26 protein-coding genes are annotated in these 26,696 nt (G+C 63.7%); 11 read left to right on the top strand and 15 right to left on the bottom strand.

What is annotated here, in order from left to right:
* The first annotated feature begins 388 nt into the window (after positions 1-388).
* Entirely contained in the window at positions 389-1,141 is a 753-nt protein-coding gene (locus V9L17_RS04280) for an amidohydrolase family protein (RefSeq protein WP_337350603.1), read from the top strand.
* A 139-nt stretch (positions 1,142-1,280) separates the two neighbouring features.
* On the opposite strand, the gene V9L17_RS04275 is transcribed toward V9L17_RS04280, so the two are convergent.
* Positions 1,281-2,483 carry an MFS transporter gene (locus V9L17_RS04275; protein ID WP_337350602.1) on the bottom strand — a complete coding sequence of 401 codons (1,203 nt, stop codon included), beginning with the start codon at positions 2,481-2,483 and terminating at the stop codon, positions 1,281-1,283.
* 99 nt (positions 2,484-2,582) lie between these two features.
* Positions 2,583-3,497 carry a LysR family transcriptional regulator gene (locus V9L17_RS04270; protein WP_337345343.1) on the bottom strand — a complete coding sequence of 305 codons (915 nt, stop codon included), beginning with the start codon at positions 3,495-3,497 and terminating at the stop codon, positions 2,583-2,585.
* A gap of 277 nt (positions 3,498-3,774) precedes the next feature.
* Here V9L17_RS04270 and V9L17_RS04265 point away from each other — a divergent pair, with 277 nt between their 5' ends.
* The 5 genes from V9L17_RS04265 (at position 3,775) to V9L17_RS04245 (ending at position 9,069) form a co-directional block, all read left to right on the top strand.
* Positions 3,775-4,854 carry a PrpF domain-containing protein gene (locus V9L17_RS04265; RefSeq protein WP_337350601.1) on the top strand — a complete coding sequence of 360 codons (1,080 nt, stop codon included), beginning with the start codon at positions 3,775-3,777 and terminating at the stop codon, positions 4,852-4,854.
* Between the two features lie 83 nt (positions 4,855-4,937).
* The gene (locus V9L17_RS04260) at positions 4,938-6,146 is read left to right on the top strand and encodes a hypothetical protein (protein WP_337350600.1); all 1,209 of its coding nucleotides are present in this window, start codon (positions 4,938-4,940) and stop codon (positions 6,144-6,146) included.
* An 8-nt stretch (positions 6,147-6,154) separates the two neighbouring features.
* Positions 6,155-8,182: a tripartite tricarboxylate transporter permease gene (locus V9L17_RS04255; RefSeq protein WP_337350599.1), complete on the top strand. Its 2,028-nt coding sequence runs from the start codon at positions 6,155-6,157 to the stop codon at positions 8,180-8,182.
* A 45-nt stretch (positions 8,183-8,227) separates the two neighbouring features.
* Complete coding sequence (locus tag V9L17_RS04250) at positions 8,228-8,608, top strand: universal stress protein (protein WP_337345339.1); 381 nt, start codon at positions 8,228-8,230, stop codon at positions 8,606-8,608.
* 203 nt (positions 8,609-8,811) lie between these two features.
* Positions 8,812-9,069 carry a hypothetical protein gene (locus V9L17_RS04245; protein WP_337350598.1) on the top strand — a complete coding sequence of 86 codons (258 nt, stop codon included), beginning with the start codon at positions 8,812-8,814 and terminating at the stop codon, positions 9,067-9,069.
* A 100-nt stretch (positions 9,070-9,169) separates the two neighbouring features.
* On the opposite strand, the gene V9L17_RS04240 is transcribed toward V9L17_RS04245, so the two are convergent.
* The gene (locus V9L17_RS04240; RefSeq protein ID WP_337345323.1) at positions 9,170-9,754 is read right to left on the bottom strand and encodes a TetR/AcrR family transcriptional regulator; all 585 of its coding nucleotides are present in this window, start codon (positions 9,752-9,754) and stop codon (positions 9,170-9,172) included.
* Positions 9,755-9,947: 193 nt separating this feature from the next.
* Here V9L17_RS04240 and V9L17_RS04235 point away from each other — a divergent pair, with 193 nt between their 5' ends.
* Both V9L17_RS04235 and V9L17_RS04230 read left to right on the top strand, forming a co-directional pair.
* Positions 9,948-11,135 (top strand): ABC transporter substrate-binding protein, encoded by a 1,188-nt coding sequence (locus tag V9L17_RS04235; RefSeq protein WP_337350597.1) that lies wholly within the window; start codon positions 9,948-9,950, stop codon positions 11,133-11,135.
* Positions 11,136-11,293: 158 nt separating this feature from the next.
* A complete protein-coding gene (locus V9L17_RS04230; protein WP_337350596.1) occupies positions 11,294-11,665 on the top strand; it encodes a LapA family protein in 372 nt (123 codons plus the stop codon).
* A 21-nt stretch (positions 11,666-11,686) separates the two neighbouring features.
* Here V9L17_RS04230 and V9L17_RS04225 read toward each other — a convergent pair whose 3' ends face one another.
* The 4 genes from V9L17_RS04225 to V9L17_RS04210 form a co-directional block, all read right to left on the bottom strand.
* Positions 11,687-13,267, bottom strand: coding sequence for a GMC oxidoreductase (locus tag V9L17_RS04225; RefSeq protein ID WP_337350595.1), 1,581 nt, complete (start codon positions 13,265-13,267; stop codon positions 11,687-11,689).
* 21 nt (positions 13,268-13,288) lie between these two features.
* A complete protein-coding gene (locus tag V9L17_RS04220; RefSeq protein ID WP_337345319.1) occupies positions 13,289-14,791 on the bottom strand; it encodes an MFS transporter in 1,503 nt (500 codons plus the stop codon).
* 140 nt (positions 14,792-14,931) lie between these two features.
* Complete coding sequence (locus V9L17_RS04215; RefSeq protein ID WP_337350594.1) at positions 14,932-15,750, bottom strand: hypothetical protein; 819 nt, start codon at positions 15,748-15,750, stop codon at positions 14,932-14,934.
* Complete coding sequence (locus V9L17_RS04210; protein WP_337350593.1) at positions 15,747-16,787, bottom strand: Gfo/Idh/MocA family protein; 1,041 nt, start codon at positions 16,785-16,787, stop codon at positions 15,747-15,749. The genes V9L17_RS04215 and V9L17_RS04210 overlap by 4 nt, the downstream gene beginning before the upstream one ends.
* 107 nt (positions 16,788-16,894) lie before the next feature.
* Between V9L17_RS04210 and V9L17_RS04205 the strand changes: the two genes are divergently transcribed.
* Positions 16,895-18,157, top strand: a complete 1,263-nt coding sequence (locus V9L17_RS04205; protein ID WP_337345316.1) for an ROK family protein — start codon at positions 16,895-16,897, stop codon at positions 18,155-18,157.
* An 84-nt stretch (positions 18,158-18,241) separates the two neighbouring features.
* Positions 18,242-19,114, top strand: a complete 873-nt coding sequence (locus tag V9L17_RS04200; RefSeq protein ID WP_337350592.1) for a ThuA domain-containing protein — start codon at positions 18,242-18,244, stop codon at positions 19,112-19,114.
* Positions 19,115-19,149: 35 nt separating this feature from the next.
* Here the strand turns inward: V9L17_RS04200 and V9L17_RS04195 are convergent, their stop codons facing one another.
* Positions 19,150-19,566, bottom strand: a complete 417-nt coding sequence (locus tag V9L17_RS04195) for a C-glycoside deglycosidase beta subunit domain-containing protein (protein WP_337350591.1) — start codon at positions 19,564-19,566, stop codon at positions 19,150-19,152.
* A gap of 68 nt (positions 19,567-19,634) precedes the next feature.
* Here V9L17_RS04195 and V9L17_RS04190 point away from each other — a divergent pair, with 68 nt between their 5' ends.
* Positions 19,635-20,666, top strand: coding sequence for a restriction endonuclease subunit R (locus V9L17_RS04190; protein ID WP_337350590.1), 1,032 nt, complete (start codon positions 19,635-19,637; stop codon positions 20,664-20,666).
* Between the two features lie 78 nt (positions 20,667-20,744).
* Here the strand turns inward: V9L17_RS04190 and V9L17_RS04185 are convergent, their stop codons facing one another.
* The 7 genes from V9L17_RS04185 to V9L17_RS04155 are packed head-to-tail and all read right to left on the bottom strand — an operon-like array spanning position 20,745 to position 26,674.
* The gene (locus V9L17_RS04185; RefSeq protein ID WP_337350589.1) at positions 20,745-21,749 is read right to left on the bottom strand and encodes a sugar phosphate isomerase/epimerase family protein; all 1,005 of its coding nucleotides are present in this window, start codon (positions 21,747-21,749) and stop codon (positions 20,745-20,747) included.
* A 13-nt stretch (positions 21,750-21,762) separates the two neighbouring features.
* On the bottom strand, positions 21,763-22,950 hold the full coding sequence (locus V9L17_RS04180; protein ID WP_337345311.1) for a Gfo/Idh/MocA family protein: 1,188 nt from the start codon (positions 22,948-22,950) through the stop codon (positions 21,763-21,765).
* Entirely contained in the window at positions 22,947-23,345 is a 399-nt protein-coding gene (locus tag V9L17_RS04175) for a C-glycoside deglycosidase beta subunit domain-containing protein (protein WP_337345310.1), read from the bottom strand. The genes V9L17_RS04180 and V9L17_RS04175 overlap by 4 nt, the downstream gene beginning before the upstream one ends.
* A gap of 8 nt (positions 23,346-23,353) precedes the next feature.
* Positions 23,354-24,124: a nuclear transport factor 2 family protein gene (locus tag V9L17_RS04170; protein ID WP_337350588.1), complete on the bottom strand. Its 771-nt coding sequence runs from the start codon at positions 24,122-24,124 to the stop codon at positions 23,354-23,356.
* Positions 24,125-24,135: 11 nt separating this feature from the next.
* The gene (locus tag V9L17_RS04165; RefSeq protein WP_337350587.1) at positions 24,136-25,161 is read right to left on the bottom strand and encodes a sugar phosphate isomerase/epimerase family protein; all 1,026 of its coding nucleotides are present in this window, start codon (positions 25,159-25,161) and stop codon (positions 24,136-24,138) included.
* 17 nt (positions 25,162-25,178) lie between these two features.
* Positions 25,179-26,282 carry a sugar phosphate isomerase/epimerase family protein gene (locus V9L17_RS04160; protein ID WP_337350586.1) on the bottom strand — a complete coding sequence of 368 codons (1,104 nt, stop codon included), beginning with the start codon at positions 26,280-26,282 and terminating at the stop codon, positions 25,179-25,181.
* Positions 26,279-26,674 carry a C-glycoside deglycosidase beta subunit domain-containing protein gene (locus V9L17_RS04155; protein WP_337350585.1) on the bottom strand — a complete coding sequence of 132 codons (396 nt, stop codon included), beginning with the start codon at positions 26,672-26,674 and terminating at the stop codon, positions 26,279-26,281. The genes V9L17_RS04160 and V9L17_RS04155 overlap by 4 nt, the downstream gene beginning before the upstream one ends.
* Between the last annotated feature and the right edge of the window lie 22 nt (positions 26,675-26,696).

Raw genomic sequence — 26,696 nt, 5'->3', positions numbered from 1 at the left:
CTAGCCGGATGCGGAGGTTTCCGACGTGCCCTTGGAACTGCAGCCGCGCCGGATTTTCCTTGGGCCGCGAAGGGAGGTCGGCGTTGACGCCCCCTCATGTCCGCTTGGTGTGGTGTAGGTCATACTCATGCAGAATAGTGCACCTTGAACAAGTGTTCAATAGCCCGACTGGACAAGTGTTCAAAATTTACGTGGGCGTAACATGGCTCACTCATCCTGCCGTTTGGTTTCTAATCCGACGCCCCCGGGGCGCCTTGGGATGCCAACTCAGGCGCACCCCACCCTGGCGAAACGGGTGCCATGTATTGGCTTCTCTGCGGCGAACCGCGAACTCAACCTGACAGAATGAGGGTTGGAGGCGCACAATCCACTTAGCGAGGCAACCACAGTGACTCGACAGATCTTCGACAGCCATTTCCACATCATCGATTCCCGCTTTCCGCTCGTGCGAAACAACGGATACCTGCCGCCCGAGTTCACCGCGACCGATTATCTGCGGGCCGTTTCAGATCTGGGAGTTACGGGCGGCGCAGTGGTTTCGGGTTCATTCCAGGCCTTCGACCAGACCTATCTGACCGAGGCACTTGCAACACTTGGCCCGATGTTCGTGGGCGTTGCCAATATTGCCGAGACGACAAGCGATGAGGAACTTCTTCGTCTTGCTGAAGCGGGAGTCCGCGGCGTTCGGTTCAATCTCTACCGGGGCGGCTCCGCAGAAATTGAAAGTGTTTCCTCACTTGGGCGACGAGCATGGGATGTTGCAGGGATGCACGTCGAGTTCTATCTCGACGCGAATGACCTCGTTGAGTTGGAACCGGTCATTACAGCACTTCCGAAGGTGAGCATCGACCACTTAGGAATGACTTCGGTGCATCGCGATATCCTGCTCCGGCTCGTGTCCCGCGGCGTACGCGTGAAGGCCACAGGCTTCGGCCGGGTCCAACTGGACGTGACTTCAACTATTCGGGAGATCCACCAAGAGAACCCCGAGGCGTTGATGTTCGGAACCGATCTCCCCAGCACCAGGGCTCCAGTGCCCTTCCATCGGGACGACCTGGAACTCGTTGCGGACATTCTTGCCGACGACACGAGCCTCGCCCTTTACGACAACGCGGCACGCTTTTACGGTTTGACTGCGTAGCCCCCAACATTGCGGTTGGTTTGCCCGTCGTTGAGCTCAACAGCCGGCCTCCGCCCGGGCGCCAACAGCGTCCCCCTGTCCTTGGAGGAGTAACCCTGGTCCGACCGCGGCCAAGGTAGCTTTTCTGATGGGTGGCAGCTCAGTGCTTCCTTGGCCATCTTATGGATGCAACGCAGAGAACTGCTGACGACATCCATAAGGCTCCCCCCGGTCCGGCTGGAGCTGCCAGTAACCCTGCCCCGATCGGCAAGGCAACCTGTCCGAGGCGGTTTGCGAGGAGCCTCAGCGCCAGTGCGGCGCCGCGTGCGTCAGGAGGAACCGCCTGGGTAATGAGCGTCATCGTGATCGGTTGTCCGAGACCGAGGAAAAATCCAATGATGGCTAAGAGGATCGCCGCCAGGACAGGATTCCCGAACAGCCACGGCAGGGTCGCCAAGGTGGTACCTGCCCCAACGAGGCTGGCAGTAATGAGCCCGGTTCTGCTCCACCGGAACAGCATCATGGGCAGGAGCAGTCGGGACGTAATCGAGGCGGCTGCCCGGATGGCCAGAAGGACGCCGATTCCGATGGGGGCGATCCCGTTTTCCTCTCCAACGAGGGGGAGGAACGCAACGATGATGTCGGTTGTCGCCAACAATGCCAGGCTGGCGAGCATATTGGTCTTCACGGTTGGGATACCCAGAAGGTGGGCCACAGACTTCGAGGCCGGGGCCTTCACTGGCGCTGCTTCTGTTTTTGGAGCGTTGGCACGTTGCTTCGTTGATGCCCCGAAAGCGACCGGGATGGCCAGGACCGCTATTGCCCCGGCGAGTATCAATGCGGCGTTGGCGTCCATGAGCCGGGTATCGGCTGGTGCGTTTCCTGCAGCTCCCATGGCCAGACCTGCAACCAGCGGACCGACGAGCTGGCCTAGGGAGAATGCCGCGGTGAACCAGCCGAAGGCTGCGTCCATCCTGCTGAGCGGAACAAATCGTGCGATGGCGGACTGCCCGGCAATCGTGAAGCACAGGTGCCCTACGCCCAGCACCGCGCTGGCCACACCAACGAGCAAAAGAGATGGGGCGGCCGAGAGCAGGAACGGACTGGCCGCGAGCAAGAGCGTCCCGGCCACGGTGATGCTCTTCATGGACGTGCGGCGGTCGGACATTCGACCCAGCCAAAGGGCGATCACCACCGGAAGGAGGGCGAAGGAGGCAGAGGTCAGGCCGACTGCAACCGAGTCTCCGCCCAGGGCCAACACCTTGTAAGAGATGAGCGGCCTTGCCAGATTGAGAGCGATCTGGCAAAGCACCGCGGTTCCAATCAGCATCCATAACCAACGGATCGACTTGCTTTCGTTCACCCCTCCCCCTTTGGTGCGGCCAAGTCAGCCGATGCCAACAGAAGCGATACCGACACGAAGTGCCTCACTGCCGGCGCTGGGCTTCTCGAAGGCAGTCCATCACCGGAAGTCCGCTGTCGTGTCTTTGGCTACCTGCAGGAGCGTCGCTTGGAAGGCCATTTCCGCGGCAGCACGTACCCTGTCGTGGCGGTGAGCGAGGAGCACCCTTCGCGACGGTGCACTCGAACCCAGTGAAACGATGCTGACACCGGGATGCTTATTCACCACTGCGGTTCGCGGAGCAAGCGCGATGCCCAGGCCAACACTGACCATGGCCTGGGCCTCCTGGTAGTCGTTGGCTTGGAAAGCGATCCGTGGAGTGAACCCTGCCGCGCTTGCGCTTCGTTGCAGTACTTCAACCACAGGATGCGCATCACCACGAACGATCCATTCTTCTGCGGCCAAATCTGCCATGTCCACCTGCTTACGGCGCGCCAGCCGGTGATCCTTTCCGACTATGAGTGCGGTTGCGTCTTCGAAGACAGTCGTGAGCGCAAAGTCGCCAGGGTCAATCCGGTTCCATTCGTAGTCCCAGAGAAGAGACATTCCAACTTGGCCGTTTTCCAGCATTTCAACTAAGTCCTCGAAGCGGCTGCTTCGGACGTGCAGTTCGATGGCCGGGTATTCCTTCTTGAACCTGCTGATCACGAGCGGGAGAAAGGATCCGCCCAGGGTGGGGAAGGTCCCCATGGTGAGGCTGCCCCGGTGGAGTCCGGCGATTTCTGCCAGATCCGCCTCTGCGGCGGCCATCTGGCGCAGGATACGGCGGGTGTGCGCAGCCAGAACGTGCCCGGCATCGGTGGGGACCATGCCACGGGTCTGCCGTTGAAGAAGCGGCTGCCCGATTTCAGTTTCCAGACGCCGTAGCTGCTGCGAGACTCCCGACGGTGAGTACACATGCTTTTCTGCAGCAGCGGTGATCGATCCAAGCTCGACCACATCCAATAGCAATTCCAGCCTTCGAATGTTCAACACAGCCGCGCCTCCTTTGAAGTGTTACTTAAGCCCCCTAAACAATCTTAGGCTCATGCTTCATCGAAAGCGGAATTTCGGGCGTCAGTCAGGTCCAGACGTCATGAATCCTAACGAAGAGTCCTTGCTAACCCTATTTCTAAAACCCTTGATTGAAGTACAAGTGCATACAGCTGCATTATTTGGCGTTTGTAATTCATTTGAGGTTCGGATCACACTTAGATCAGCCGGCAAGGCTTGCAAGGCCCAAAGAAGGGCCCAGGAAGGTGTGAAAGCAATCATGTTTAAGATCCCAGCAGCGTGGATGCGGGGCGGCACTAGCAAGTGTTGGGTGTTCGAGTGGGACAACCTCCAAGTCCCGGGCAAGAGCGTGGACGAAGTTCTTCTGCGTCTCTTCGGCAGCCCCGACAACCGTCAGATCGACGGCGTGGGCGGCGGAACGTCCACGACGAGCAAAGCAGTCATCCTGTCCCGCTCCCTTAGCGACGCGGCCGATGTCGACTACACGTTCGCACAGGTGGCCATCGACGAGCAGAAGGTGGACTGGGGCAGCAACTGCGGGAACTGCTCCGCCGTCGTCGCCCCGTATGCCATCCAACGGGGATGGGTGACTCCCGGCCAGGAGACCACAACGGTCCGGACCCTGAATACCAACACAGACCAGCTCATTCTGCAGAAGGTTCCAACGCCGGACGGCGAACTTCAGGACCCGGGCACCCAGATGATTCCCGGCGTTCCGTTCCCCGGAATGGCAGTCGGCCTGGGATTCCTTGACCCCGCCGGGAGAACCACCGGAAAACTGTTCCCTACCGGCGAACCGCTGGACAAGGTGACCTTCGACGGACGGGAAGTGCCAGCCACTCTCATCGATGCCGGCGCTCCTCTGATCATTCTGGACGCTGAGTCCATCGGCCTCACCGGCAAAGAGACGGCCGCGGACATCGACAGCCAGGCTGCACTCCTTGTGCATCTGGACGACGTCCGCAGAGATGCCGCCGTGCGCATGGGTCTTGCAGCCACGCGCGCTGAGGCCGCTCGAGCGATACCGAAGCTGGCCCTGGTCGGCAAAGCGTCCCAGGACGATGAAGCCGACCTCAACGTCAGAATGCTGTCCATGGGAAGGCTCCACCCTGCCCTGGCCATCACGGGAAGCGTGGCGCTCACCATGGCCGCCCAGCACGAAGGCACCGTGGTCCGGGACCTTCTCACAACTGATCCGTCCTCAGGGCTGGTCATGCGCACCCCGGCCGGCATCGTCCAGACATGGGCGGAATATCGCGACGGCGTGCCCGTCGTCGGAACCATTCGAAGCGCCCGCCGCATCGCGGACGCCGAACTGCTGCTTCCAGAGTCCTGGTAAGCGGAACACAAACAAACAGCCTGTCCTCCTATCGACGCCGGAGTGGTGTTGCATTGAGGTAGGCCCTACCTAAGGATTCCTCAATGACGAGTAACAAGTCATCCTTGGAGCCGCCCGGACTCTTCCCGGAAGGCACCGACGGGCAGACCGAGCTAAGCGAACAGCCCGATCCGCCCAAGCACTCCCGGCGCACCATCCTCACGGCCGTCGGAGCCTTCGCACTGCTGGGAACGGCAACCACGATCCTGGGTGGGAGCCTGCTTAACCCACCCTCCAGCACCGAAGACGGCGATTTCAGCGGCGAAACCCTCGAATTCCTGATTCCTCTGGCTTCAGGCGGTGGAACCGATACCTGGGCCCGGTTCATCGGCACCGAACTTACTAACTACGTCCCCGGCCGCCCCGGTTTTGCACCCGTAAACGAGGCTGGCGGCGAAGGTATCTTGGGCACCAACAGGTTCGCGCGCTCAGCCAAGACCGACGGCACCGAGATCCTGGTCGGCACGGCATCCACCGTCGTGCCCTGGGTCCTGGGACGCTCGGCCGTGAAGTACTCCTTCGAAGACCTCAAACCTGTAGTTGTGAACGGCACCGGTGGAGTCATTTATGCCCGGGCCGAAGCCGGGGTTGCAGGTATTCAGGACCTGACCAACAGAGACCAGCCGCTTGAGTTCGGCGGGATCAGCGCCACAGGCCTGGACATCACTACCCTGGTAGCCTTCGACCTACTCGAAGCAGACGTGACGAGCACTTTCGGTTTCGAAGGCCGAGGCCCGGTCAACCTGGCCCTGCAGCGCGGGGAAATCGACCTGGACTACCAGACGACCTCAGCCTACGGCTCAGCCGTAGCCGGCATCGTGAAGGAAGGCAAAGCCGTCGTCCTCATGTCCTTCGGCCAGCTGAACGAGGCCGGGGACGTCATCCGTGACCCGAACTTTCCCGACGTGCCCACGGTCGCAGAAGCCTACGAAACGCTCCACGGAAAGAAACCGTCAGGGGAAAAGTACGAGGCCTACAAGACCCTGCTCGGTCTCACCTACACCTATCAAAAAGGACTCTGGGTTCCGCAGGAGACCCCGGAGAACGCCTACACATTGCTGCGCCAGTCCAGCGAAAAACTCGGCATGGACGCAGGATTCCAAGAGAAGGCCGCCAAAGTGCTCGGCGGCTACCCCCTTGTTGCGGACCCCGGAGTGGCCGATCGCGTCCGGGACGCCTACAAAGTCAGCGGCTCCGTCCGGTCCTATGTCACAGGGCTGCTCGCGAGCAAATACAACATCCACGTTGAGTAAGGACCATCATGCTTGACTCCGCAATGGCAGCGCTGGCATCCCTCGCTGACCCCTCCCTCCTCATCATGCTCCTGATCGGCACTGTCGCCGGTCTGATCATGGGCCTCATCCCCGGCCTGGGCGGCACAGGCGCCGTCGCGATCCTGCTGCCCATCACTTTCGGCATGGAACCGCCCCAGGCCCTGGCGCTCCTTATCGGTGCCCTCGCAGTCGTTCACACCTCCGACACCGTCTCTGCGGTACTGCTCGGCGCCCCAGGTTCAGCATCAGCCAGCGTCACCATGCTCGACGGCTACTCCATGGCCAAGAAGGGGCAGGCAGCCCGCGCGCTGACCCTGGCGTTCCTCTCCTCCATGGCCGGAGGCATCATCGGCGCGGTCGGCCTGACCCTGGCGATCCCACTGGCCCGGCCCTTGGTCCTTTCCTTCGCGAGTCCCGAACTGTTCATGCTGACCGTCCTCGGTGTTTCATTGGCCGCAGTCCTATCGCGGGGAAACATCATCAAGGGAGTTTCGGCAGGCCTCCTTGGCCTGATCCTCGGGATGGTCGGGACGTCACCGACTACGGCGGAGGAGCGCTTTACGTTCGGCAGCCTGTTCCTCGGCGACGGCCTGTCGCTCGTAGCTGTAGCCCTTGGCGTCTTCGGACTCGCCGAAATTGCGTCCCGCGCCAGCCAACGCCGAGGACAGAAGGAAAACATCACCCTCGGCGGAGGCTGGGGACAAGGCATCCGGGAATGGCTCACCCACTGGACCCAGGTCATCCGTGGAGCACTCATCGGAATCTGGGCAGGCGTCCTGCCCGGCGTCGGTGCCACCGCTGGAACCTGGATGGCCTACGGCCAGGCCGTCGCCACCGCCAAAGACAAGCGCCAGTTCGGCAAGGGAGACCCCCGCGGCATTGTCGGCCCCGAAAGCGCCAACAACTCCGTGGAAGCCGGCGACCTGATCCCCACCCTCCTCTTCGGCATCCCTGGCGGCGTGCCCTCAGCGATGCTCCTGGGAATGCTCCTCACATACGGCATCCAGCCAGGCCCCTCCATCATCACCGAACACCTCGACCTGATGTACCTGATCGTCTGGTCCTTCGCGATCGCCTCGATCCTTGGCGCACTGCTCTGCTTCCTCAGCGTCAAACAGCTCGCAAAACTGACCAAGGTCCCCTTCGCCGTCCTGGCAGCAGGCCTCGTAGCCATCATGCTCCTGGGCTCATTCCAGGAAGGCGGCCAGCTCGGCGACCTCTGGATCATGATCATCCTCGGCGCCTTCGGCTGGCTGCTGAAATCAACCGGATTCCCCCGGGCACCGTTCCTCATCGGCTTCGTCCTGGCCATCCCGCTGGAACGCTACTACTTCCTCACCGACAGCCTCTACGAAGGATTCGACTGGATGGCACGCCCCGGCGTCATGGTCTTCCTGGCAATCCTGATCCTGCCGATGATATGGGCATTCATCAAGTTCATCCGCGCCCGCCGACACACCAACCTTGACGATGGTCACCGGGATGAACAGCCTGAGGACGACGAAGCTCCGCTGAAGAATTCAACCTGGTCCCTCACCGCATCAGGCATCTTCTTCGTCGCCTTCGCGGCCGCCTTCATCTCGTCCGCTTCGTTCTCGCCGGAAGCCAGGCTGGTCCCCCAGTTGGTGAGCACCGGAGGCCTGATCTTCTCCGGCATCCTGCTCTTCATTGAGATCCGGAGAAGGCTTCGCGCCAGAACCCCGAATGCAGATCAAACCATCTCTGACGAGGCAGAGGGGATTCTTGGCACACAGCCCGCGAAAGCAGGTTGGACCCTTGACGCAAAGTTCGCCTTGAAGACCTTCCTATGGATGACAGGATTCCTGGCCCTCACGGCCGCCTTCGGATACCTGATTGCAGTCACAATCTTCATCCCGGCCTTCCTCCTAATAGTCGCAAGAGCACGGCTCAAGGTCGCTATCATCTACACCGGCGTCCTGTACATCGTGCTCCTGGCACTGCCCTCGCTGCTGCCGATCGATCTGCCGCAGGGCTGGCTCAACACCCTCGTCTAGCACCGGACACCCCGCAAATAGAACGCCATTGGAGAATCAAAGAAAATGACGATACTCGTAGCCTACGCATCCGCCCCCGAAGGCAGGGAGGCGCTGACCGAGGGGATCAAGGAAGCCCACCGGCGGAAGTCAGACCTGCTCATCGTCAATATCGGCCGCGGCCACCACGACCTGGACGCACAGGAACTGCAGGAGCTGGAGAGCCAACTGACCAAGGCCGGCCTGGCCTTGACCCTCGAATCCTCTATCCTGGCCGATCCGGGGGACGCGGTCATCCAGATCGCACAGGACCGCAACGTCGAAGTGATTGTCATTGGGCTGAGGCACCGGTCGATGGTGGGCAAGCTCATCCTGGGAAGCACCGTCCAGCGCATCCTGCTGGATGCGACGTGTCCGGTACTCGCAGTCCGGGCCGACAAACTCTGACCCGGCGCTACTGACTGCCGGACACATTGTCCGGCGCGTGTGCTGCCGTTCACGCACTCCATCGCAACAGGTAAGCCCGACGGACGGGCGCGAGGACAGCAGCACGCAAACGGAGGCAGGGTGACCAAACGGTCACCCTGCCTCCTCCCATAACTACCAGAAGAACTATTCGCCCGAACCGACCCAGATCAAGGACAACCGAAATGAACAGCCGCTCTCGCATAATCACGCCCCACACCGGATCCCCGAGGCCCGAACCCATTCCCAACTGGTCCACACTTTCCCGGGCCGACCAAGTAGAGATCCACAATCACGGACAAGTCATAACCTCAGGCTGCATCGATATGCTCGCCATGGACGGCAGCGTCCTCTGGCTTCAGCAGGACGACGGAAAGGGCCGGGCACTGTTCCTGCACAGCGACGGACTGCGCGTGTACCGGCGACCAGTCAAGCAAAGCTGAGCGGACACTCCGAACACCGGTTGGCGCGACGCCCCCGGCACCCCCCCGGGCCCCAGGCCGAGGGCACAAGCCCCAGCCCAAGCCCCAAGCCCACGCCGGTCTACGCGGCGAAAGCGATCTCCTCAGTGCGGGCGATGCTTCTCCGGATGGACGCCTTGTCTACGCCAAGGAGCGCCGTCAACCACATCCCGTTCTGGACGACGACGATGTCAGCTGCCCGCTCCCTGCATTCGTCGCCGGAAAGCCCAGGCTTGGCATTTCCTATGAGCGCCGCGAGTCCGTCGAGATACCGCTCAAAAGCTGCCGCATTGATCAACGCAAAGTCTTCATGGGCTTGCGCAAGCGCCCAAAGGTGCAGACGCAGGGACAGATACTGTGTGGTCAGGAATTCCGGGTCCGCAACGCGCCGGAGGGCCTTTTGGAGCTGTTCGTCCGGGGGCGACCCCGGGTCGGGGGCGACCAGCCTGAGGTCGCTTTCGTCAATTCGATTCAAGGCCGCTCGGATCAAGCTCGATTTGTCTTCGTAGTAGTAATTCACGAGCCCCAGTGCGACGCCGGCTTCGCGAGCCACCGCGCGCATGTTGACCCCCGAGATGCCATGGCGGGACAGCAGGGCCAGCGCCGCTTCGAGGATGCGCGACTGCCTGTCAACCTGTTCGCCTGAATTCACGATGCTTGTATCCACTTGGCCAGACTATGGCGAAAGCCGCGATGGTGCATCTCCGCCAAAGAAGACGCCCCGCGACGTTATTTGACGCCGCGCTACGTTCTGTTGAGCGTCCGCGACGTCCGGTGAACGTCCATGTCCTGCCCCGTTGTGGCGCTGTTGGGCCGTCCGTAATCTCAACTCCAGTACCCGCCCCAACAAAGGAATTTCCATGGCAACACCGCAGGACAACGGTCCGCAGAACCCGCAAGGCTCTACCCGCATCGTGGCTGGCCAGTCCCCCACGCCCAAGCGTCCGCTCGGCCTGAAGATCGGCATCGTGGCCGGCATCCTCGCCTTGGTGGGCGGCGGCGTGGCCGTCGCCTCCGCCGTCTCCAGCAACTCGTCCAGCACCGGCACCTCGACCGAGGCTGCAGCGCCTGCCGGCAACCCCGCCGCGGAGCTGAAGCTCGGCTACTTCGGCAACGTGACCCACGCCCCGGCACTGGTTGGCGTCAGCCAGGGCTACATCGCCAAGGAACTGGGCGACACCAAGCTCACCACGCAGGTCTTCAACGCCGGACCCGCCGCAATCGAAGCCCTGAACGCCGGAGCCATCGAGGCCACGTACATCGGCCCGAACCCGGCCATCAACTCCTTCGTCAAGAGCGGCGGGGAGTCCGTGAACATCATCGCCGGTGCCGCCGCCGGCGGTGCGCAGCTGGTGGTCCGGCCGGAAATCACTTCCGCCGCGGGCCTCTTGGGCAAGACCCTCGCCTCGCCGCAGCTCGGCGGAACGCAGGACGTCGCGCTCCGCGCCTGGCTCGCCACGCAGGGCTACAAGACGAACGTTGACGGCAGCGGCGATGTAGCCATCAACCCCACCGAAAACGCGCAGACGCTCAAACTGTTCCAGGACGGAAAGCTCGACGGCGCGTGGTTGCCTGAGCCGTGGGCCTCGCGCCTGGTGCTCCAGGCCGGAGCCAAGGTCCTGGTGGACGAAAAGGACCTCTGGGACGGTTCGCTCTCCGGCAAGGCCGGCGAATTCCCCACCACCATCCTGATCGTGAGCAAGACGTTTGCGGCAGAGCACCCGGACACCGTGAAGGCCCTGTTGAAGGGACACGTGAAGTCCGTGGAGTGGCTGAACAGCGCCGCCGCCGATGAAAAAGCCAAGGTCATCAACGCCGCCCTGAAGGAAGCCGCCGGCGCTGAGCTGAAGGCCGATGTGATCGACAGGTCCCTGAAGAACATCGTGTTCACCGTGGATCCGCTGGCCGGAACCTACCCCAAGCTGCTCAAGGATGGCGTTGAAGCCGGCACCACCAAGCAGGCGGACATCAACGGCATCTTCGACCTCACCGCCCTCAACGAAGTCACCGGGGAGAAGACCTCGGCCGCAGGGCTGGGTAAGGAGTAGCACCGCGCTGCTGAGGCCTTTTCTTACGCAACGCGTTCATCCGCCCGGAACTGCAAATCAGTTCCGGGCGGATGAACGGGTTAACGGCCGTGTTGAGTTTTGCCTAAATCGCTCACCGGCCTCCCGCCAAAGTTCCCGTACGGGGAGACAATGGCGGTATGAGCACAGAAGAACCGTTGCCACCCGCCGCCGTACCGCCCACGCCGGATTCCCGCCCAACGGTCCAGCGCGCCGAGCCTGCCCCTCCACCGGCTAGTAAACCGACTTCCACGCGCGTCACCCGTGCAGCGGTGATTTGGAGTGCCGTTGCGGTCAGCCTCGTGGTGCTGGTGCTGCTGATCATCTTCTTCATCCAGAACCAGGACATGGTTGCGGTGAAGTTCCTCGGCTGGGAAGGCAGGCTTGCCCAGGGCGTGGCCTTCTTCATCGCAGCGGTCGGCGGCGGCATACTCGTGGCAATCGCTGGCGGTGCGCGCATCCTCCAGTTGCGCCGTAACGAAAAACGGCGGCGCCGGGTCACCAACCTGTAGGGCAGCCGCCCACGGCTGCCCTCAGGCTTTCCCCTGGACCAACTCCTCCGCGGCTTTCCGTGCGCCGCGGACGGCGATGGCGACGCTCATCAGCGTGGGATTCATGGCCGTAGCGGTGGGGATGAGCGCATTGCCGCCCACCACAAGGTTGCTGTAGCCCCACACCCGCGACCATGGATCGGCCACCGAGGTGCCGTCGTCGGACTCCCCCATGCGCATGGTGCCCTGGTAGTGCAGGCTGGAACCGTTCGGCATCAGGCGTGGCTCGGCAACGAAAGCTCCGAGGGCCTTGCCTGCCCGGCGCAGCCGCTCGGTGGCGTCAGCGATCTCCGCGTTCTCCCGCTCGGTGAGTGCGTATTCGATCGTCATGTTCGGGAAGCCCCGGTAGTCCGGTTCGCTGTCGTCAAAGGTCACGGCGTCCTCGTAGCGGGGGTGCTTGCGCATGCCATAACCCATGTTGACGTAGCCCCAGCGGTTCTCCGCGTAGGGCGCTCCGGGCTCCATCGGAAACGGAGTCGATTCGGAGTACATGACCTGGACGGAGAAGGGGTGCTCCGGCTCCGAGAACGGGATCCGGTTCACGGCCGCCACAGGGTCAGCGGGATTCAGGGCGCGTCGGGACAGCTCGGCATCGAGGTCCTCTTCGGTGGCGAAGCGCTCCATCTTTCCGGCATCCAACGCAACCGTGGAGATGACCACGGGGTGCTCAGTCAGGTAGTGGCCCAGGGCCTGGGGCCGGACGCCCGAAGCCCACAGAAGTTGCGGTGAGCGGAAGGCATCCGCAGCAACCACCACGATGTCCGCGGCAACAAAAGACGTTTCGTGGGTGCGGAGATCCTCGACAGTGACCCCCGTGACCTGGTTGCCGTCCAGTTCCACCCGGCGGACCAGAGTCAGGTCACGGAGTTCGAACTGCTGCGAGAGGGGGCTCTCCGGATCGAGAAGCGGGCCGAGGACAACGTCGGCGCCTGCCCAGCGGATCGAGCCGTCCGGCTGCGGGTCGCCGGCAACGGGCAGGGTGTCCACGCCGTAGCCCTCCGGGAGCTCAGCGCCGAACTCCTCATCGAGGAGCGCCCTGATGGCTGCCCCCACCGCGGAATCGGCGAACGCGGCCCCCTGCACGTGCAGCAGTTCCTTGGCGGAACCAATCAGTTCATCCCACTCGTCGTCCGCGATGAACGGGATCTTTTCGCTGAAGGCCGGCGACGGCGTCGCACACGTCCAGTGGGCACCCTGGCCACCAACGTTGGTAGCCGCAGCCGCGGCGGGGAAGCTGGTGGCGTGGGCGGAGCCGGCACCGCCGTAATCGAGCAGGTGTGTGCCCTGGCGGGCGGTGAACATGCCCTCGGTGACGGTTCCGGCCGGAATGCCTAGCGACTCACGGTACGCGCCGGCCTGCGGCCCCTGTGACATCTCCCGCGCACGGGCTTTCTGGCCGGGATCGGCGATGTTGCGGACGCTCTCGCCGGGACGGTCCGTCAGCTGCGGTCCTGCTTCGAACATCACCACCCGCGCGCCGGGGACTCGTTCCAGGAGCACCCGGGCGTAGGTGGAGCCAATCGGCCCGCTGCCGACGACGGCGATGGTGGGGTTGGTGGACATGGTGTCTCCTTCGACAAAGGGTCAGACCGGTTGGGTCTCGGACGTTGTTTGGGCGGCGGGAACGGGCTCATCCGAAAGCCGGCCGTGGGGAAGCAGCACGGCTGCGACAATGCCGACGGCGTAGGTGGCCGCCAAGGCGATGAAAATGGGGACGAACACTGTGCTGTAAATCCGGGCGATGTCCGCCTGCACGGCGGGCGCTGCCCCATGGACAAACTGGGGGGTCAGGGTGGCAGGGTCTAGGCCCGCCGGAAGGAGGGCGGCCACACCGAAGCCGATCACCCCGCCGATGATCGCCGTCGCCACCGTTGACCCCACCTGCCGCACCAGGTTGACGGTCGCCGTGATGGTGCCTGTCTGGCTGGCCGGGGCAGCGCCTTGGACAACGGCGATAATCAGGCTCATAAAAGCACCTGTACCAATTCCCACCACACCCATCACGATCATCGGGACCCAGAGCGGAAGCCCGGCAGGCAGCATGGCCATAACAAAAAGACCGGCGGCTCCCAGCGACGTCCCAATGATCGGGAACACCCGGTAACGGCCCGTCCTGCTTGCCAGATAGCCAGAGAGGAGGTTGCTGACCAGCATGCCGAACACGGTGGCGATCGGAACAAGCCCGGACACCGTTGCCGTGGTCTGGTAAGCCATCTGAAAATACGTGGGCAGGTAGGCGGTGATGGAGAAGAGCCCGACGCCGATAATCGCCGACAGTGCGGTGCCGGCCGCAATAGTGCGGTTGGCAAAGTGCTTCAGGGGCACGATGGGTTCCGGTGCACGGCGCTCCACGATGAAGAAGGCAACGAAACCTGCGACACTCACGGCGAGCGCAGCGATCGTGGCAGTGCCCGCGGTTCGCTCGGCCGCCCAGGACACAGCCAACACCAAGGACACCAGGGAGGCCGTGAAGATGGCGGCTCCGGCGACGTCGAAATGCCGTGGAACGGTTCCCGGTTCCAGGTGAGGTATCGCGATGAGTGCCAGGCCCAAGGCAACTGCTCCCACCGGAATGTTGATCCAGAAGACCCACGACCAGCCCCAGTAGTCGGTGATGGCCCCGCCGAGCACCGGACCCACCAGGATCGCGATGGGAAAGGCCGCCCCAATAATGGCCATGTAACGGGGCCGTTCCCGCTGGGTGGTCACGCGGGCAATGATGGTCTGGGACATCAACTGCAGTCCGGCGGAGCTCATCCCTTGCAAGACACGCGCGGCAATGAGCCAAGAGATGTCCTGGGCAAAGCCGCAGGCCAGGGAAGCGGCAAGGAACGTCACCAGCGACACCAGGAAGACCCGCCGGGCTCCCAGGACGTCGCCGAGCTTGCCAAGCACCGGCAACAGCACCGTGCTTGCGAGGGTATACCCCACCACAACCCAGCTCATGAGTTTCAGGGCGCCCAGTTCTCCGGCAATCGTGGCCAGCGACGTGGACACCACGGTGTGGTCGAGGGCCCCGAGGAAGGAGACCGTGAGCAGGGAAATAACAAGGAGACGGAATCTCAAAGGCGAAAGTGGCATAGTCATCTACCCGAACGATCGGGCCATCGACGCGACGTGTTGTGCCTCCGCCGCACCATCACGACAGAGAACGGATCCGGAGGGGACCCCGACGCCACCATCATCATAGCGCACTTTAGTCTGAAAGCAACAAAAGAATGACTGGATCAAACACTGACATTCCCAGCCGCTCCGAGTGCAGCCAGGTCCCACCCGAGTGCGCAGTCGTCCAGGAAATCCCCGACGTCGTTCACGGCCCTGCCTGTGGAGCAAGCCTCGAAAGCCCGCCGGAGCGCCAGCCGCGCCGAGGCCTCAAACCGACGTGGAGCAGCCAACGCGCCTTCCTCCGTGCAGGTCTCAACCCGAGCCAGGCCTGCCGGCTGGTCCACCGTCACCTCAGACCTCACCTCCCTCAGCGCCAGGATCCGCACCAGGCCTCCCGAGCCGTGCCCCGCTTCAACGTTGCCTGCCACGGTGACGGCCGGACCGCCCTGCCCTTTCCGGAGTTCCAGGAGCGCAACCCGGGCCTGGGCCGTGGCAGAACCTGCAAGAAGGCCCAGCGGCCCACCCGCGAAGACCCTTGCCCACCCAAATCCATCACGGATCACCGAGATAAGTTCCGATGCGGGCGCGGCGCACTCGACGGCGATAATGCTGGCTGGAGTACCTGCCCGCCCCTGGATTGCATCGTCAACCAGATCGGTCCTTAGGCGGGGACGCTCAACAATGACAGGGATGTCTGTCAGCGCCAGCAGGACCTCCCGGGCCTCCCGGGGCAGGTCCTGCGGGTTCGCGACGACGATGGCTGCCGCACCCGCGGCCTGGGCTGCGAGCGCACGGTCCCACCACACGCCAACTCCGGGCACCACCACCACAGAACCGCGAGGGCTTTCCGACAATGCTGCACTGACAGGGAGTTCGGCGACGGCGGCCCGATAGTCGGACAGGACGGCGCAGACACCCCTCCGCAGGGTCGCCCCGCTCATGCGTGCACACCCTCGAGCAGTTTTGCGGAAGCGCCGTCAGCCAGGGCAGTGACGTAGTGGGAGTCCGCAAGCAGTTCGTCGTATTCCACGGGCACCCTTTCCTCAAGGAGCGCAGCCAGCAGGCGCCACTCCGCCACATAGCCGTCTTCCGGATCACGGCTGTAGGCCGTCCAACGCCCGCCTGGGGTGCGGACGCGCGTGGCGGCGCTTCCCGCATGGACAAACGCCGGCGGGAAGTCCACCTCGATGCGGTCATGCGACGTGGAGATGCTCATCCGCCACAGGGCATCGGGCCCTGCCGGAAGCATGGTGAGGGCAAGCTGTACCAGGACTCCGCTCGCAAGGTAGCCCACCACATAGCCGATCGGCGGAACCAGCCGCGCATACACCACTTCTTCAATGTCGGGCGCAAGGTCCCGCAGCGCCGGGAGATCATGGATGGCCAGCCCCGTCAGCAGTTGCCTCAGGACATCCGCTGCCACGGCGGGGTCAGTCAGGTCCGGCCTGCCCCGGCGCGCAGGCAGGAAGGGCCCTCCCTCAGCCACGAGCCGGTGGTAGCGCTCGTTCGGCGGCAGCGCCAACGTGACAGACACCGCCTGCACCCGGCCTTCAAGTGCCACGCGGTGATGCCTGGCATGGCCCCACGCCGCATCAAACAGGTGGTTCGTGCCGACGAGGAGGATCGTCCCCGCCGCACGGCAGGCGGCCACCACCTCTTCAGCTTCTTCCGGACTGGTGGCCAGCGGCTTCTCGCAGAAGATGGCCCGCTTTCCGGCGGCCACGGCGGCGAGGACCTGGCGTCCATGCTCTGCGGGCGGACTGCACACCGCCACAAGGTCCACGTCCGGGTCGGCAAGAAGATCCGAATCACCCTGCGACCAGCGTGCGCCAAGCCCCTCCGCGAGGCCACGGGCGCGCCCGCTGCCGGCATCAGCGATGTGCACCACGTTGAACAACTCCCCCAGCCGGCCCAGGGTTGCAAGATGAAGCGCAGCAACCCCCGGCCCGGCGCCCAGCACACCTACATTCCAAGGCATCGTCGCCCCCCCTTCTTATGTCTCTATTATTCATAAGTTAGGTCCGTTCTGGCTATAGTCGCGCCCCACGACACCTTAGTGGGTGTCAATGTGTGAGAATTGTGACCATGACGACAGACTCCACACTCCGCTTTGGAGCCCAAACGGATGAAGTGACGAGCCTCTTACGGATCGTCAACCTGGTGCGCACGGGCGAAGCAACCACCCGGCCGGAAATCGGCAAGGTCACCGGCCTAGGCAGGGGCGTAGTCAGTCAACGCGTGGACCAGGCCATTCATATTGGCTTCCTGGGCGATGGCGAGTTCGGAGCCTCCTCCGGCGGTCGCGCGCCACGGACCCTGCGTTTCCGGGCGGAACAGGGACGGATCATCATCTGCGCCCTTGGAGCGGCTCATATGAGGGTTGGCATTACTGCCCTCGACGGCGACATCCTGGAACACACGCACCGCACCTGGGATATCGCACAGGGTCCGGAGAAGACCATCGATGCCGTCATGTCCCTGGTCGAGAACTTACTGAAGAAGGACCCCAAGGTGCCCGTGTGGGGTGTGGTGGTAGGGCTTCCGGGACCGGTGGACTTTGCTTCGGGGCAGCCTGTGGCGCCCCCGATCATGCCGGGGTGGAACGGTTACGATGTTCGCACTCCCTTTGAAGAACGCTTCAATGCACCGGTTTGGGTGGACAACGATTCCAACCTGCTTGCCCTCGGGGAGCGCGCCCGGCGGCGCGATTCCCTGGCGGACCTGATCTACTGCAAGATCGGTTCGGGGATTGGGGCGGGCCTGCTCTCCAAGGGCAGGATCCACCGTGGCGCGAACGGGGCCGCCGGCGACATCGGCCATGTCCGGGTATCCGACTCAGATGCACAATGCCGCTGCGGCAAAATCGGCTGTCTGGAAGCCGTGGCCGGCGGCTGGGCGCTCGTCCGGGATGCCGAACTCGCCATCAAGGAAGGTGCCACAAGCTCCTTGGCAGTGAGTGCGAAGAAGGGAGCGCTGACGCTTGAACAGATCACCCTGGCAGCCCAGGCCGGGGATTCGCTCGCCATAACCCTCGTCCAGAAGTCGGCGAGGGTGGCAGGCGAGACCATTTCAGCCCTGGTGAACATGTTCAATCCGGGGATCATTGTGATCGGCGGTGCGATGGGCTCCGCCGGCGAGGTATTCCTGGCAGAGGTGCGCCAACGGGTCTACGAACTCTCACTGCCGCTCGCCACACGGGACCTCACCATTACCCTCTCGGTCAACGATGAGCGCGAGCCCCTGCGTGGCGGAGCGGAACTGGCCCGCGAGCAGCTCTTCGACGTCACCTTCCCGCGCTGGTTCGCGGAAGGCCGGCCCTCGCCGGAACGGGCAACTGTTCTGGCTTAGGGTTTCCGTCCACACTTCTTCCTGATTTCGACTTAAGCATGTATCTTCGGATCATAAGTCTCGCCACGAAGGAGTGCCAGCACCATGTCCACACCCATCAAAACGCTGATCATCACCGGCATGACCGATGTCCACCACGACTGGCGAAAGACAACGCCGGCGCTGAAGGAACTGCTCGAAGGGACAGGCCGGTTCCAGGTGCGCGTCACCGAGGAGTTCCGCGGAGCCACCGCAGCGACCCTTGAGCCCTACGACCTGGTCATCCTCAACTACTATGGCCGTACCGACCCGTGGCGCAATGTCCCGGAGGAGCGTTTCGGCCCCGTCGCAGAGCAGGCGCTTTTCGACTTTGTGGCGCGCGGCAAGGGCCTGATCGCCTACCACCCCACGCTTGCCGGCGGCGTGGGCTGGGAGCCGGAATACGAGCGCCTGCTCGGCGGCGTGATGCGCGAAGACACCTCCCGACGGGCTCCGAACAACGACTTCCTCCTGCACACTGCGGAGCCCCACCCCATCACAGCCGGCTGGCCGGCCGAGTTTCCGCACTACAACGACGACCTCTACGTCGGCCTCAAATGGCCCGAGGGCGTCAAGAAAACCGTCCTCCTGCAAGGCTGGGATAACCCCCTGCGCTACACGCAGGTTCCCTCGCAGTGGCGGAGCCTGCCGGGCATGGGCGAGGAGCATCCGGTGGCCTGGGCGGTCGAGTACGGCGAGGGCCGCTCAGTCTCCATCGGGATCGGCCACAACGTGCAGGCGATCGGCCACCCCGCCTTCCGCGCGCTCTTCCCACGGAGCGCGGAGTGGGCTGCCACCGGCAGCGTGACCATTGCGACGCCGGCAGACCTCGGCGAAGCGGTGGACGGTGGAGACTGGTGGCCCACCACCCTCGAACCGATGGTCCGGGAGCTGTTCAACGATTGGGTTGCCGCGGGCGAACCCGCCTCCCAGAAGTAGTATCGCCGTCGAAATCCGGGACGTGGCCACAAGCGTCAGGCCACGTCCCTAGCCACGTCCGAGGCGGCATGCCGCCCGGATTCCAGTTCCGCTTCGAGGTGGAACGGCAGAATGAGCGGCGAGCCCGGCCGCGCCTGGAGATAGGGCACCAAAAGCTGAAAGTCCACCGAGACGGCATGCGCGCCAACGGCGAGCCGGCCACTGCCAGCCACAACGAGGCGGTCCTGGACGAACCACCAGCCGTGCTCTTCCGGCAATGAGCCCGCCAGCACGTCCCGCACCCCAAGATGCACCGCAAGATCCTCCGGACCGAACCGCACGCCGTCGACCTCGACGGCAAGGCCGTACACGCTGGACAGCGGCATGGAGCGGATCCAGGGCAGTCCAATCCGTAGTTCAAAGCCGTCCGCAGTGGTGGTGAGCGCATCATCGCGCAGAGCTGTTTGCAGCATGACTTCCATCCTTTATCCTAAAAGTGACATAAGTTTGTCATTAACACGCATATTTGAAAAGGTGCCCATTGACCACTGGAATTCCTCAAACCTGGACCCTCTGCGCAAGTGCCTTCAATTGGACTCCTGACATCACGGCGGCACGCCGACCGGCCCTGGACATAGTCACCGGCATCGTCGCCGACGGCGTGGCCGATACGGTCGAACTGGAGCCCGGACTGCTGTGGCGGTCCTTTCCGGAGCCCCGGGATGCCGAGGTGGACGAGTTTCGCGATGCCCTGGACCAGGTGGGTGGAAGGGTCAGCATTGTGGGCGCGAGCCTGGATGACTTCCTCTCAGCTACCCAGCGGCGGTCCACCCAGGAGCGGCTGGACTTCCTGGTTCCTCAGCTCCAAGCGGCCCGGCGGGTGGGGGCTGCCGGTGTCCGGTTGCCGATCGGCCAGGCCGGCGCCGAGCTGCTGGCCCTGGTGCAGCCGCTGCTGCACGAGCTGGACCTGGTGCTGTACGAGGAGGTTCAAGGGCAGCAGGCTCCTGACAGCCCTGCCATAGCCCCGGCCTTGGAAACGATCGCAGGGCTGGCGGACGATCATGTGCGGGTCCTCGTGGACATCAGCATGCTCATGCCGGCCCTGCCCGCCAGCTACCTTGAGGAACTCCGCCGCGGCGGCGTACCCGGTGAGCTGGTAACCCGGCTGGCGGACGAATGGCGGAACCCTGCCACGCTCGGCGCCGTGAAGGCCCTGCTCCAGTCCGGAAACGTGCCGCCACGCGTCCACACGCTCTTCATGAACCTGGTCATCCGCTTCGGCCGCAGCGACGCCTCAGACCTCCGGAGCATCCTTCCGCTGGTTGGCGGCTTCCACCTGAAGTTCTGGGATCTGGAAGACGCTGACGGACGCGTATCGCAGCCGCTCCGCGACCTGGGCGGACTCCTTGGCGGCAACGGCTTTGCCGGTACTCTGACCAGTGAATGGGGCGGCCACGAGTGGCTCCAGGATGACCCCACCGACATCACCCGACGGCACCTTGCCCTCGCCACCACCGCGCTGGCTGCCGGCGCGTCGGGTGCCGGTGCGCTGGGCAAGGGAGCCGCCGCCTGACCGAAGCCGTGCCCGCGCGCAAACACAGCAAAGCGGCCGGCCCCGGCTTACCGGGACCGGCCGCTGACCTGTTTTTGATTACTTCGTGCTGAATGCCGCGTCGAAAGCGGCGGCCGAGGGCTCGTAGCTGGAGAGCCTGCGGATGAACCCCAGGGCCTCCGGCGCTCCAACGAGCCGGTCCATGCCCGCATCCTCCCACTCGACGGACAACGGGCCGACGTACTCGATGGAGTTGAGCATCCGGAAGGCATCCTCCCACGGCACGTCGCCGTGCCCCGTGGAGATGAAATCCCAGCCCCGGCGCGGATCGGCCCACGGCAAGTGGGATGACAGGCGACCATTGCGGCCGTTGGACAGGCGCTTCTTCGTGTCCTTGCAGTGCACGTGGTAGACACGGTCCCGGAAATCCCAGAGGAAGCCTACCGGGTCGATGTCCTGCCAAACCATGTGGCTCGGGTCCCAGTTCAGGCCGAAAGCCTTGCGGTGCCCGACGGCTTCGAGGGTACGGACCGTCGTCCAGTAGTCGTAGGCGATTTCCGACGGATGCACCTCATGGGCGAAGCGCACGCCGCACTCGTCGAAGACGTCCAGGATCGGGTTCCACCGGTCCGCGAAGTCCTGGTAGCCTGCCTCCACCATCGCCTCTGTGGCGGGCGGGAACATGGCAACGTACTTCCAGATCGATGAGCCGGTAAACCCGGTCACAGTCTTCACGCCCAGCTTGGCGGCCAGCCTCGCGGTGTTCTTCATTTCCTCGGCGGCCCGGCGTCGGACACCTTCAGGGTCGCCGTCGCCCCAAACGATGTCCGGCAGGATGCCACGGTGCCGTTCGTCAATGGGGTCATCGCACACGGCCTGGCCCTTGAGGTGGTTGGCAATTGTCCATACTTTCAAGCCGTTGCATTCCAACACGTCCAGCTTGCCCTGCACATACGCGTCGTCGTTCCAGCGCCAGGGATCAAGGTGGTCACCCCAGCAGGCGATTTCCAGTCCGTCGTAGCCCCACTCGCCGGCGAGCCGGGCCACTTCCTCGAACGGCAGGTCGGCCCACTGGCCGGTAAACAAGGTAATCGGTCGAGCCATGTTCTTTCCCTCCTTAGCGAGCCGGCACTGCAGCGTCGGCGCCGACACTGGTCCAGGCAGAGTCATTCTCGGAGCTGCGCTCGACGGCGTCGAGCACGCGCTGCACCCGCAGTCCCTCAGCGAACGTTGAATGCGGGTCAGTGCCGGCCACGATCCCTTCAACCAGGTCCTTGACCTGGTGCGAGAACCCGTGCTCGTAGCCGAGCATGTGGCCTGCGGGCCACCAGGCGGAGACATAGGGATGCCCGGCTTCAGTGACCAGGATCTTCCGGAAACCCTGCCGGTCCGCTGGGACTGTGCGGTCGTAGAACTGGATGCTGTTGAGGTCTTCAAGGTCGAAGGCCAGGGCTCCCTTGTCACCTGAGACCTCAATTGCCAGTGCATTCTTGCGTCCGGTCGCAAACCGTGATGCCTCGAACGACGCCAGCGCTCCGGATTCGAACCGGCCGGTGAAGATGGCGATGTCGTCCACAGTGACTGGCCCGTACCCTGCGCCGGCTATGCCCGACAGGCCTGAACCGGAATCCAGCACAGGCCGCTCCTTAATGATCGTATCGACGACCCCTGAGACCTTCTGGAGGTTCTGCCCGGTGACGAACTGGGCCAGGTCGATCGCGTGGGCGCCTATATCCCCCAGCGCGCCGGACCCGGCGTGCTCCTTCTGCAGGCGCCAGGCCAGCGGCATCTCCGGGTCCACGAGCCAATCCTGCCTGTACGAAGCCCGCACATGGCTGATCCTGCCCACCACGCCCTCGGCGATGAGGTCGCGAAGGAACGTCACCGCCGGAACGCGCCGGTAGGTAAACCCCACCATGGCCCGTATGCCCCGGGCAGCGGCGGTGGCGGCGGCGTGGGCCATCGCCTCGGCCTCCGCCACCGTGTTGGCCAGCGGCTTCTCGCACAGCACGTGCTTTCCGGCCTCGAGCGCCGCGATGGCTATCTCGGCGTGGGAGTCACCGGGGGTGACGATATCGACAATGTCGATGTCTTCCCGGGCGATGACTTGCCGCCAGTCGGTTGCGGATTCGGCCCAGCCCCATTTTCGGGCTGCCTCACCGACAGCCTGGGCGTTGCGGCCCACGATAACCGCCATCTCCGTCTCGGCAGGCAGGCCGAATACGCGCGGGGCGGTGCGCCAGCCCTGGGAATGGGCGGCGCCCATAAAGCCGTAGCCAATCATGGCCACGCGCAGGGTGGTCATGCGAGCACGACTTTCCGTTCCACGGCGACGCGGTTGCCCACGTAACGCATGGGAGCGATCTGCATGTAGAGCAGGCGGAGGGTGAGGATGACTTCGACGTCGATCTCCTCGCCGGCCTCAGGGACGCGGTCCAGGGGAATGATCACATCGGGCCGGTCCGCGACGAACCACAAGGTCTCCCACTGCTCCGGGAGTTCGGCGATGGAATAGGACTGGCCCTGGAGCTCGAAGCGAAGGGATTCCTTGGGGATCTCCACGCCGTTGACTGTCGCGGCGACGTCGTCAACGGCGGACAGCCAAAGGCTGCGGTACCAGGGCAGTTGCACCGACACCGCAATGCCCTCGGGGTGCCTGCGGACATCGGTGTCCTTGAACAGGGAGTTGTGAGTTGCCATGGCTTTCCTTACTTGAACGTGTCGACGAAGGTGTCGTGGGGAACAGGAGGCGCGGGATCCAGCGTCTGCCGTGTTGATGGGCTGTAGGGGTGGTACTCCGTGGGCACGGGTTCATCGGCGGGAGGCATAAAGACCGGCTTGCCGTCGTCGCCGAAGTACATCAGGTCCAGGGCAAAGGCATGCTGGTTCTTTTCCGCGAAGCTGATCCAGTTTTCCTCGAACGGCGCCCGGAGGAGCTCGTAGCAGCGGAATTTCCAGATCTTCCACTCACCGTCCTGCCGTAGGAAGTCCACCGCGTACTTGCACCAGACCCAGTGGGCCCAGACCTTCTTGCCCTGTACCTCACCGGGCGAGTACATGTAGTCGGGGCTTTGCTTGGCCACTTCAGGGTCCGTGAGTCCTGACTCGTTGCCTGTGACGATCCAGACGCCCTTGGCCGTCTTGCCGTCGGCGGCTACCTCGATGACCGGAGTCGTGGTGTAGTGCAGGATCAGCTTGCCCACAGGGGACGGACGCCCCTTGTGGTAGCGGACCACACTCTCGTAATCCGTGTACTGACCCGCGTTGGTGTACCTCGCCCGCACGCCCGGCGTTCCTGGCTTCACCCACAGCGGGATGATCTGTTCGTCCTCGAAGGCATTGTGCAGGTACATGTAGCGATTGAACAGATTCTCAAGGTCGCCCCTGTCGTTGGCCCGCCGGGCCAGGCGGAGTGCCTCGTCGAGTTCACGGCGCAGCTGCTCGACCTCAGTGGTGACTTCGCCATTGGTGGCAGTCATGGGCGTTCTCCTTAGGCTGGGACGACGGATTCCTCGACGGCACGGCGCATCAGCGTGTGCTGCTTCTTGACCAGGTCGATCGGATCGGATTCGCCGAGGTCAGCGAACGCATGCCCCTCCCACTCGCTGGACAGGTAGCCCTTGTAGCCGCCCTTGACGAATTGCCGCACGATCCGCGGAATGTCCATGGCGGGCTCGTTGCCTTGCTCGTCGATGTCGTAGAACTTGGCATGAACGTGGAAGATCTGCGGCATGATGTCCAGCCACTCTTCCGGGGGAACCAGGCCGTGCATGTTGAACGCCAGGCGGGTGAACGGGCCCAGGCGTGCAGGATCAAAGTTGTTGGCGTTCAGGTAGTCCTCGAACTCCTGGTTGCGCTCCTGCATGGGTAGGGGCTTGCGCCAGATTTCCTGCATGACAGCGAAGTGCTCTTTGGGCAGTCCCATCTGGGTCAGGGTACGGAACAGGGTGGGCGACAGGCTGTGCATGGTGGAGCTGAAGTCGGCGGTGAAGCCGAGCCGGTCGCTTCCAAGTTCCTCGTACATTTCCCGGATCTGCAGGATCTTGGGGTCGTTCGGGCCTTGCGGTGCGTGAATTTCGTAGCCGAGCTTCTGGTCGTACTTCTCAGCCAAGGGAAGCAGTTTCCGGAGCAGTTCCTTGCCGGCGGAGCGGATTACTACCCTGTGGAAACCGAGCCGGTTGGCCGTGTGCAGTTGCCTGGCGAAGAAGTCGTACTCCTCCTCGGGGGTCATGTCGCGTTCCTTGCGGCGGCCCATGTCCAGGTTGGTGCCCACTGCACTGGGGGTCAGGCCATAGCGGTCCATGCTGTCGCGCCACAGGCGCACAAAGTCGTCGTCGACGTCGGGGTAGGTGCGCAGCATCTGCGCAATGTTGAACTCAACCCCGGGGCCGAGACCCTCGTCTGCAACTGCCTTGATCAACGTCTCCGGGGTGTAGAGCCCGGCGGCGAACTCAGAGGTGAGCGAATACAGGGTAATGCCAAGCTCGATTCCCGAGCCTGCGATGCCTTCTGACATGTCTTGTTCCTTCAGTTTCAGCCGCGGACGGGCTGGGCGAGGTGGCTGTTGAGGATGCGGCGGGCCTCGGCGGGATCGGTGATCATGGCAGAGCCGGCGTCGGCAGCTGCTGAACGCTGCACGGCCTGCTCGCCGCGGATGATCTCGAACGGATCCTGCCAGTTGTTCCAGTGCCAGCCTTCGTATTCACTGGAGATCGCACCGGAATAGCCGTTTTCGACGAGCTGGCGGACCAGGCCACGCACGGGAACCGAGGGCTCCTCGCCGTGCTCGTCAATGCCGAAGAACTTGCCATGCACGTGGCGGACCCACGGCATGATTTCCAGCCAGGTATCGATGGGGGCCGGACCAAAAAGTCCGGTTCCATTAATGGCGAAGTCAATGCCGAGGTCCGGCCGGCCGCTGCGTGCGGCCAGGCCAATGAAGGCACCGAAGCGCTCACCATGGACCTTCTGGGTGTTGGGAGGCCCTTCGGCGTAGAAACCGTTCCAGAGTTCAACCACCTGGCGGAGCAGTTCCTCAGAAGCGCCGCGCCGGCGGTAGGCCTCCAGCAGCGAGGGGGCGAAGCCGGTGACGGTGGCGCCCCAGTCGGCAGTGAAACCAAGCAGTGGGGAGTCGAGCTTTTCGTAGCGGTCGCGGAGGGCCAGGACACGCTCGTGGGCGCCGTGCTGGTCCGCGTGGACCTCGAGAGCCAGGGTAACCCCGTACTTCTCGGCTACGGGCAGCAGGCTTTCCATGGCGTCGGGAGTCAGCGAGATTTGCACCCGGGCGATCGGGAAGCCGAGCCGGGCGGCTACTTCGATCTGCTTGCGCATGTACTCGACGAGCTCGTCGTGGTTCATGAGCCGGTCGCGGCGGATGCCGGTATCGACGTTAACGGCAAGGGAGGTGGGGACCAGGTCCACTTCGGCGACCAGGTCGCGGAACTTCCCAACGAAGGCGTCGTCGATGTGGTCCGGGAAGCCCCGGAGGCTGGAGAATCCGATGACCTCAAGCCCCGGGCCGAAGCCCTCGGCCGCCACCTTGCGGATGAGGCCGTCGAGGTCGTACTGCCGGGCGTGGAAGGCCCGGGTAAAGCTGTAAAGGGTGACGCCCTGGATCGGCGTGCCGAGGCTGGTCATCGCTGTGCCACCTTCATGGTCTTGGTGTCGTGTTCTTCGATGTGGAGCACCCCGTGGTCGGTGATGATGTACGGGATATAGAGCTTCAGGTCCACCCGGACCTCGTGCTCGTCCTGGTCATCTGCCACAGGAAGGTCGCCCGACAGGACGGCCGAGTCCAGGGGAAACCACCACTCGCCGGTCTCATCCACGAGCTCCTCGAAGCTGAAGGTCCGGTTGTTCATGGTCCAGCGGAGTGAATCCTCCGGGGCGCTCACTCCGTCGATTGTCAGCGCGGCACCTGCAATGCACGACCCCGGCAGGGCGCGGTACCACGGGATACGGACCTCTACGGCGGTGCGTCCGCCCTCGGTAGTGAGTGTTCCTTGCTCGATTATGCGGTCGGCGATCATCGAGACCTCCTTGTCTTTGCCT

Source organism: Pseudarthrobacter sp. CCNWLW207 (assembly GCF_037203945.1).
GTDB lineage: Bacteria > Actinomycetota > Actinomycetes > Actinomycetales > Micrococcaceae > Arthrobacter.
This window is presented reverse-complemented; position numbering and strand designations above follow the sequence as displayed.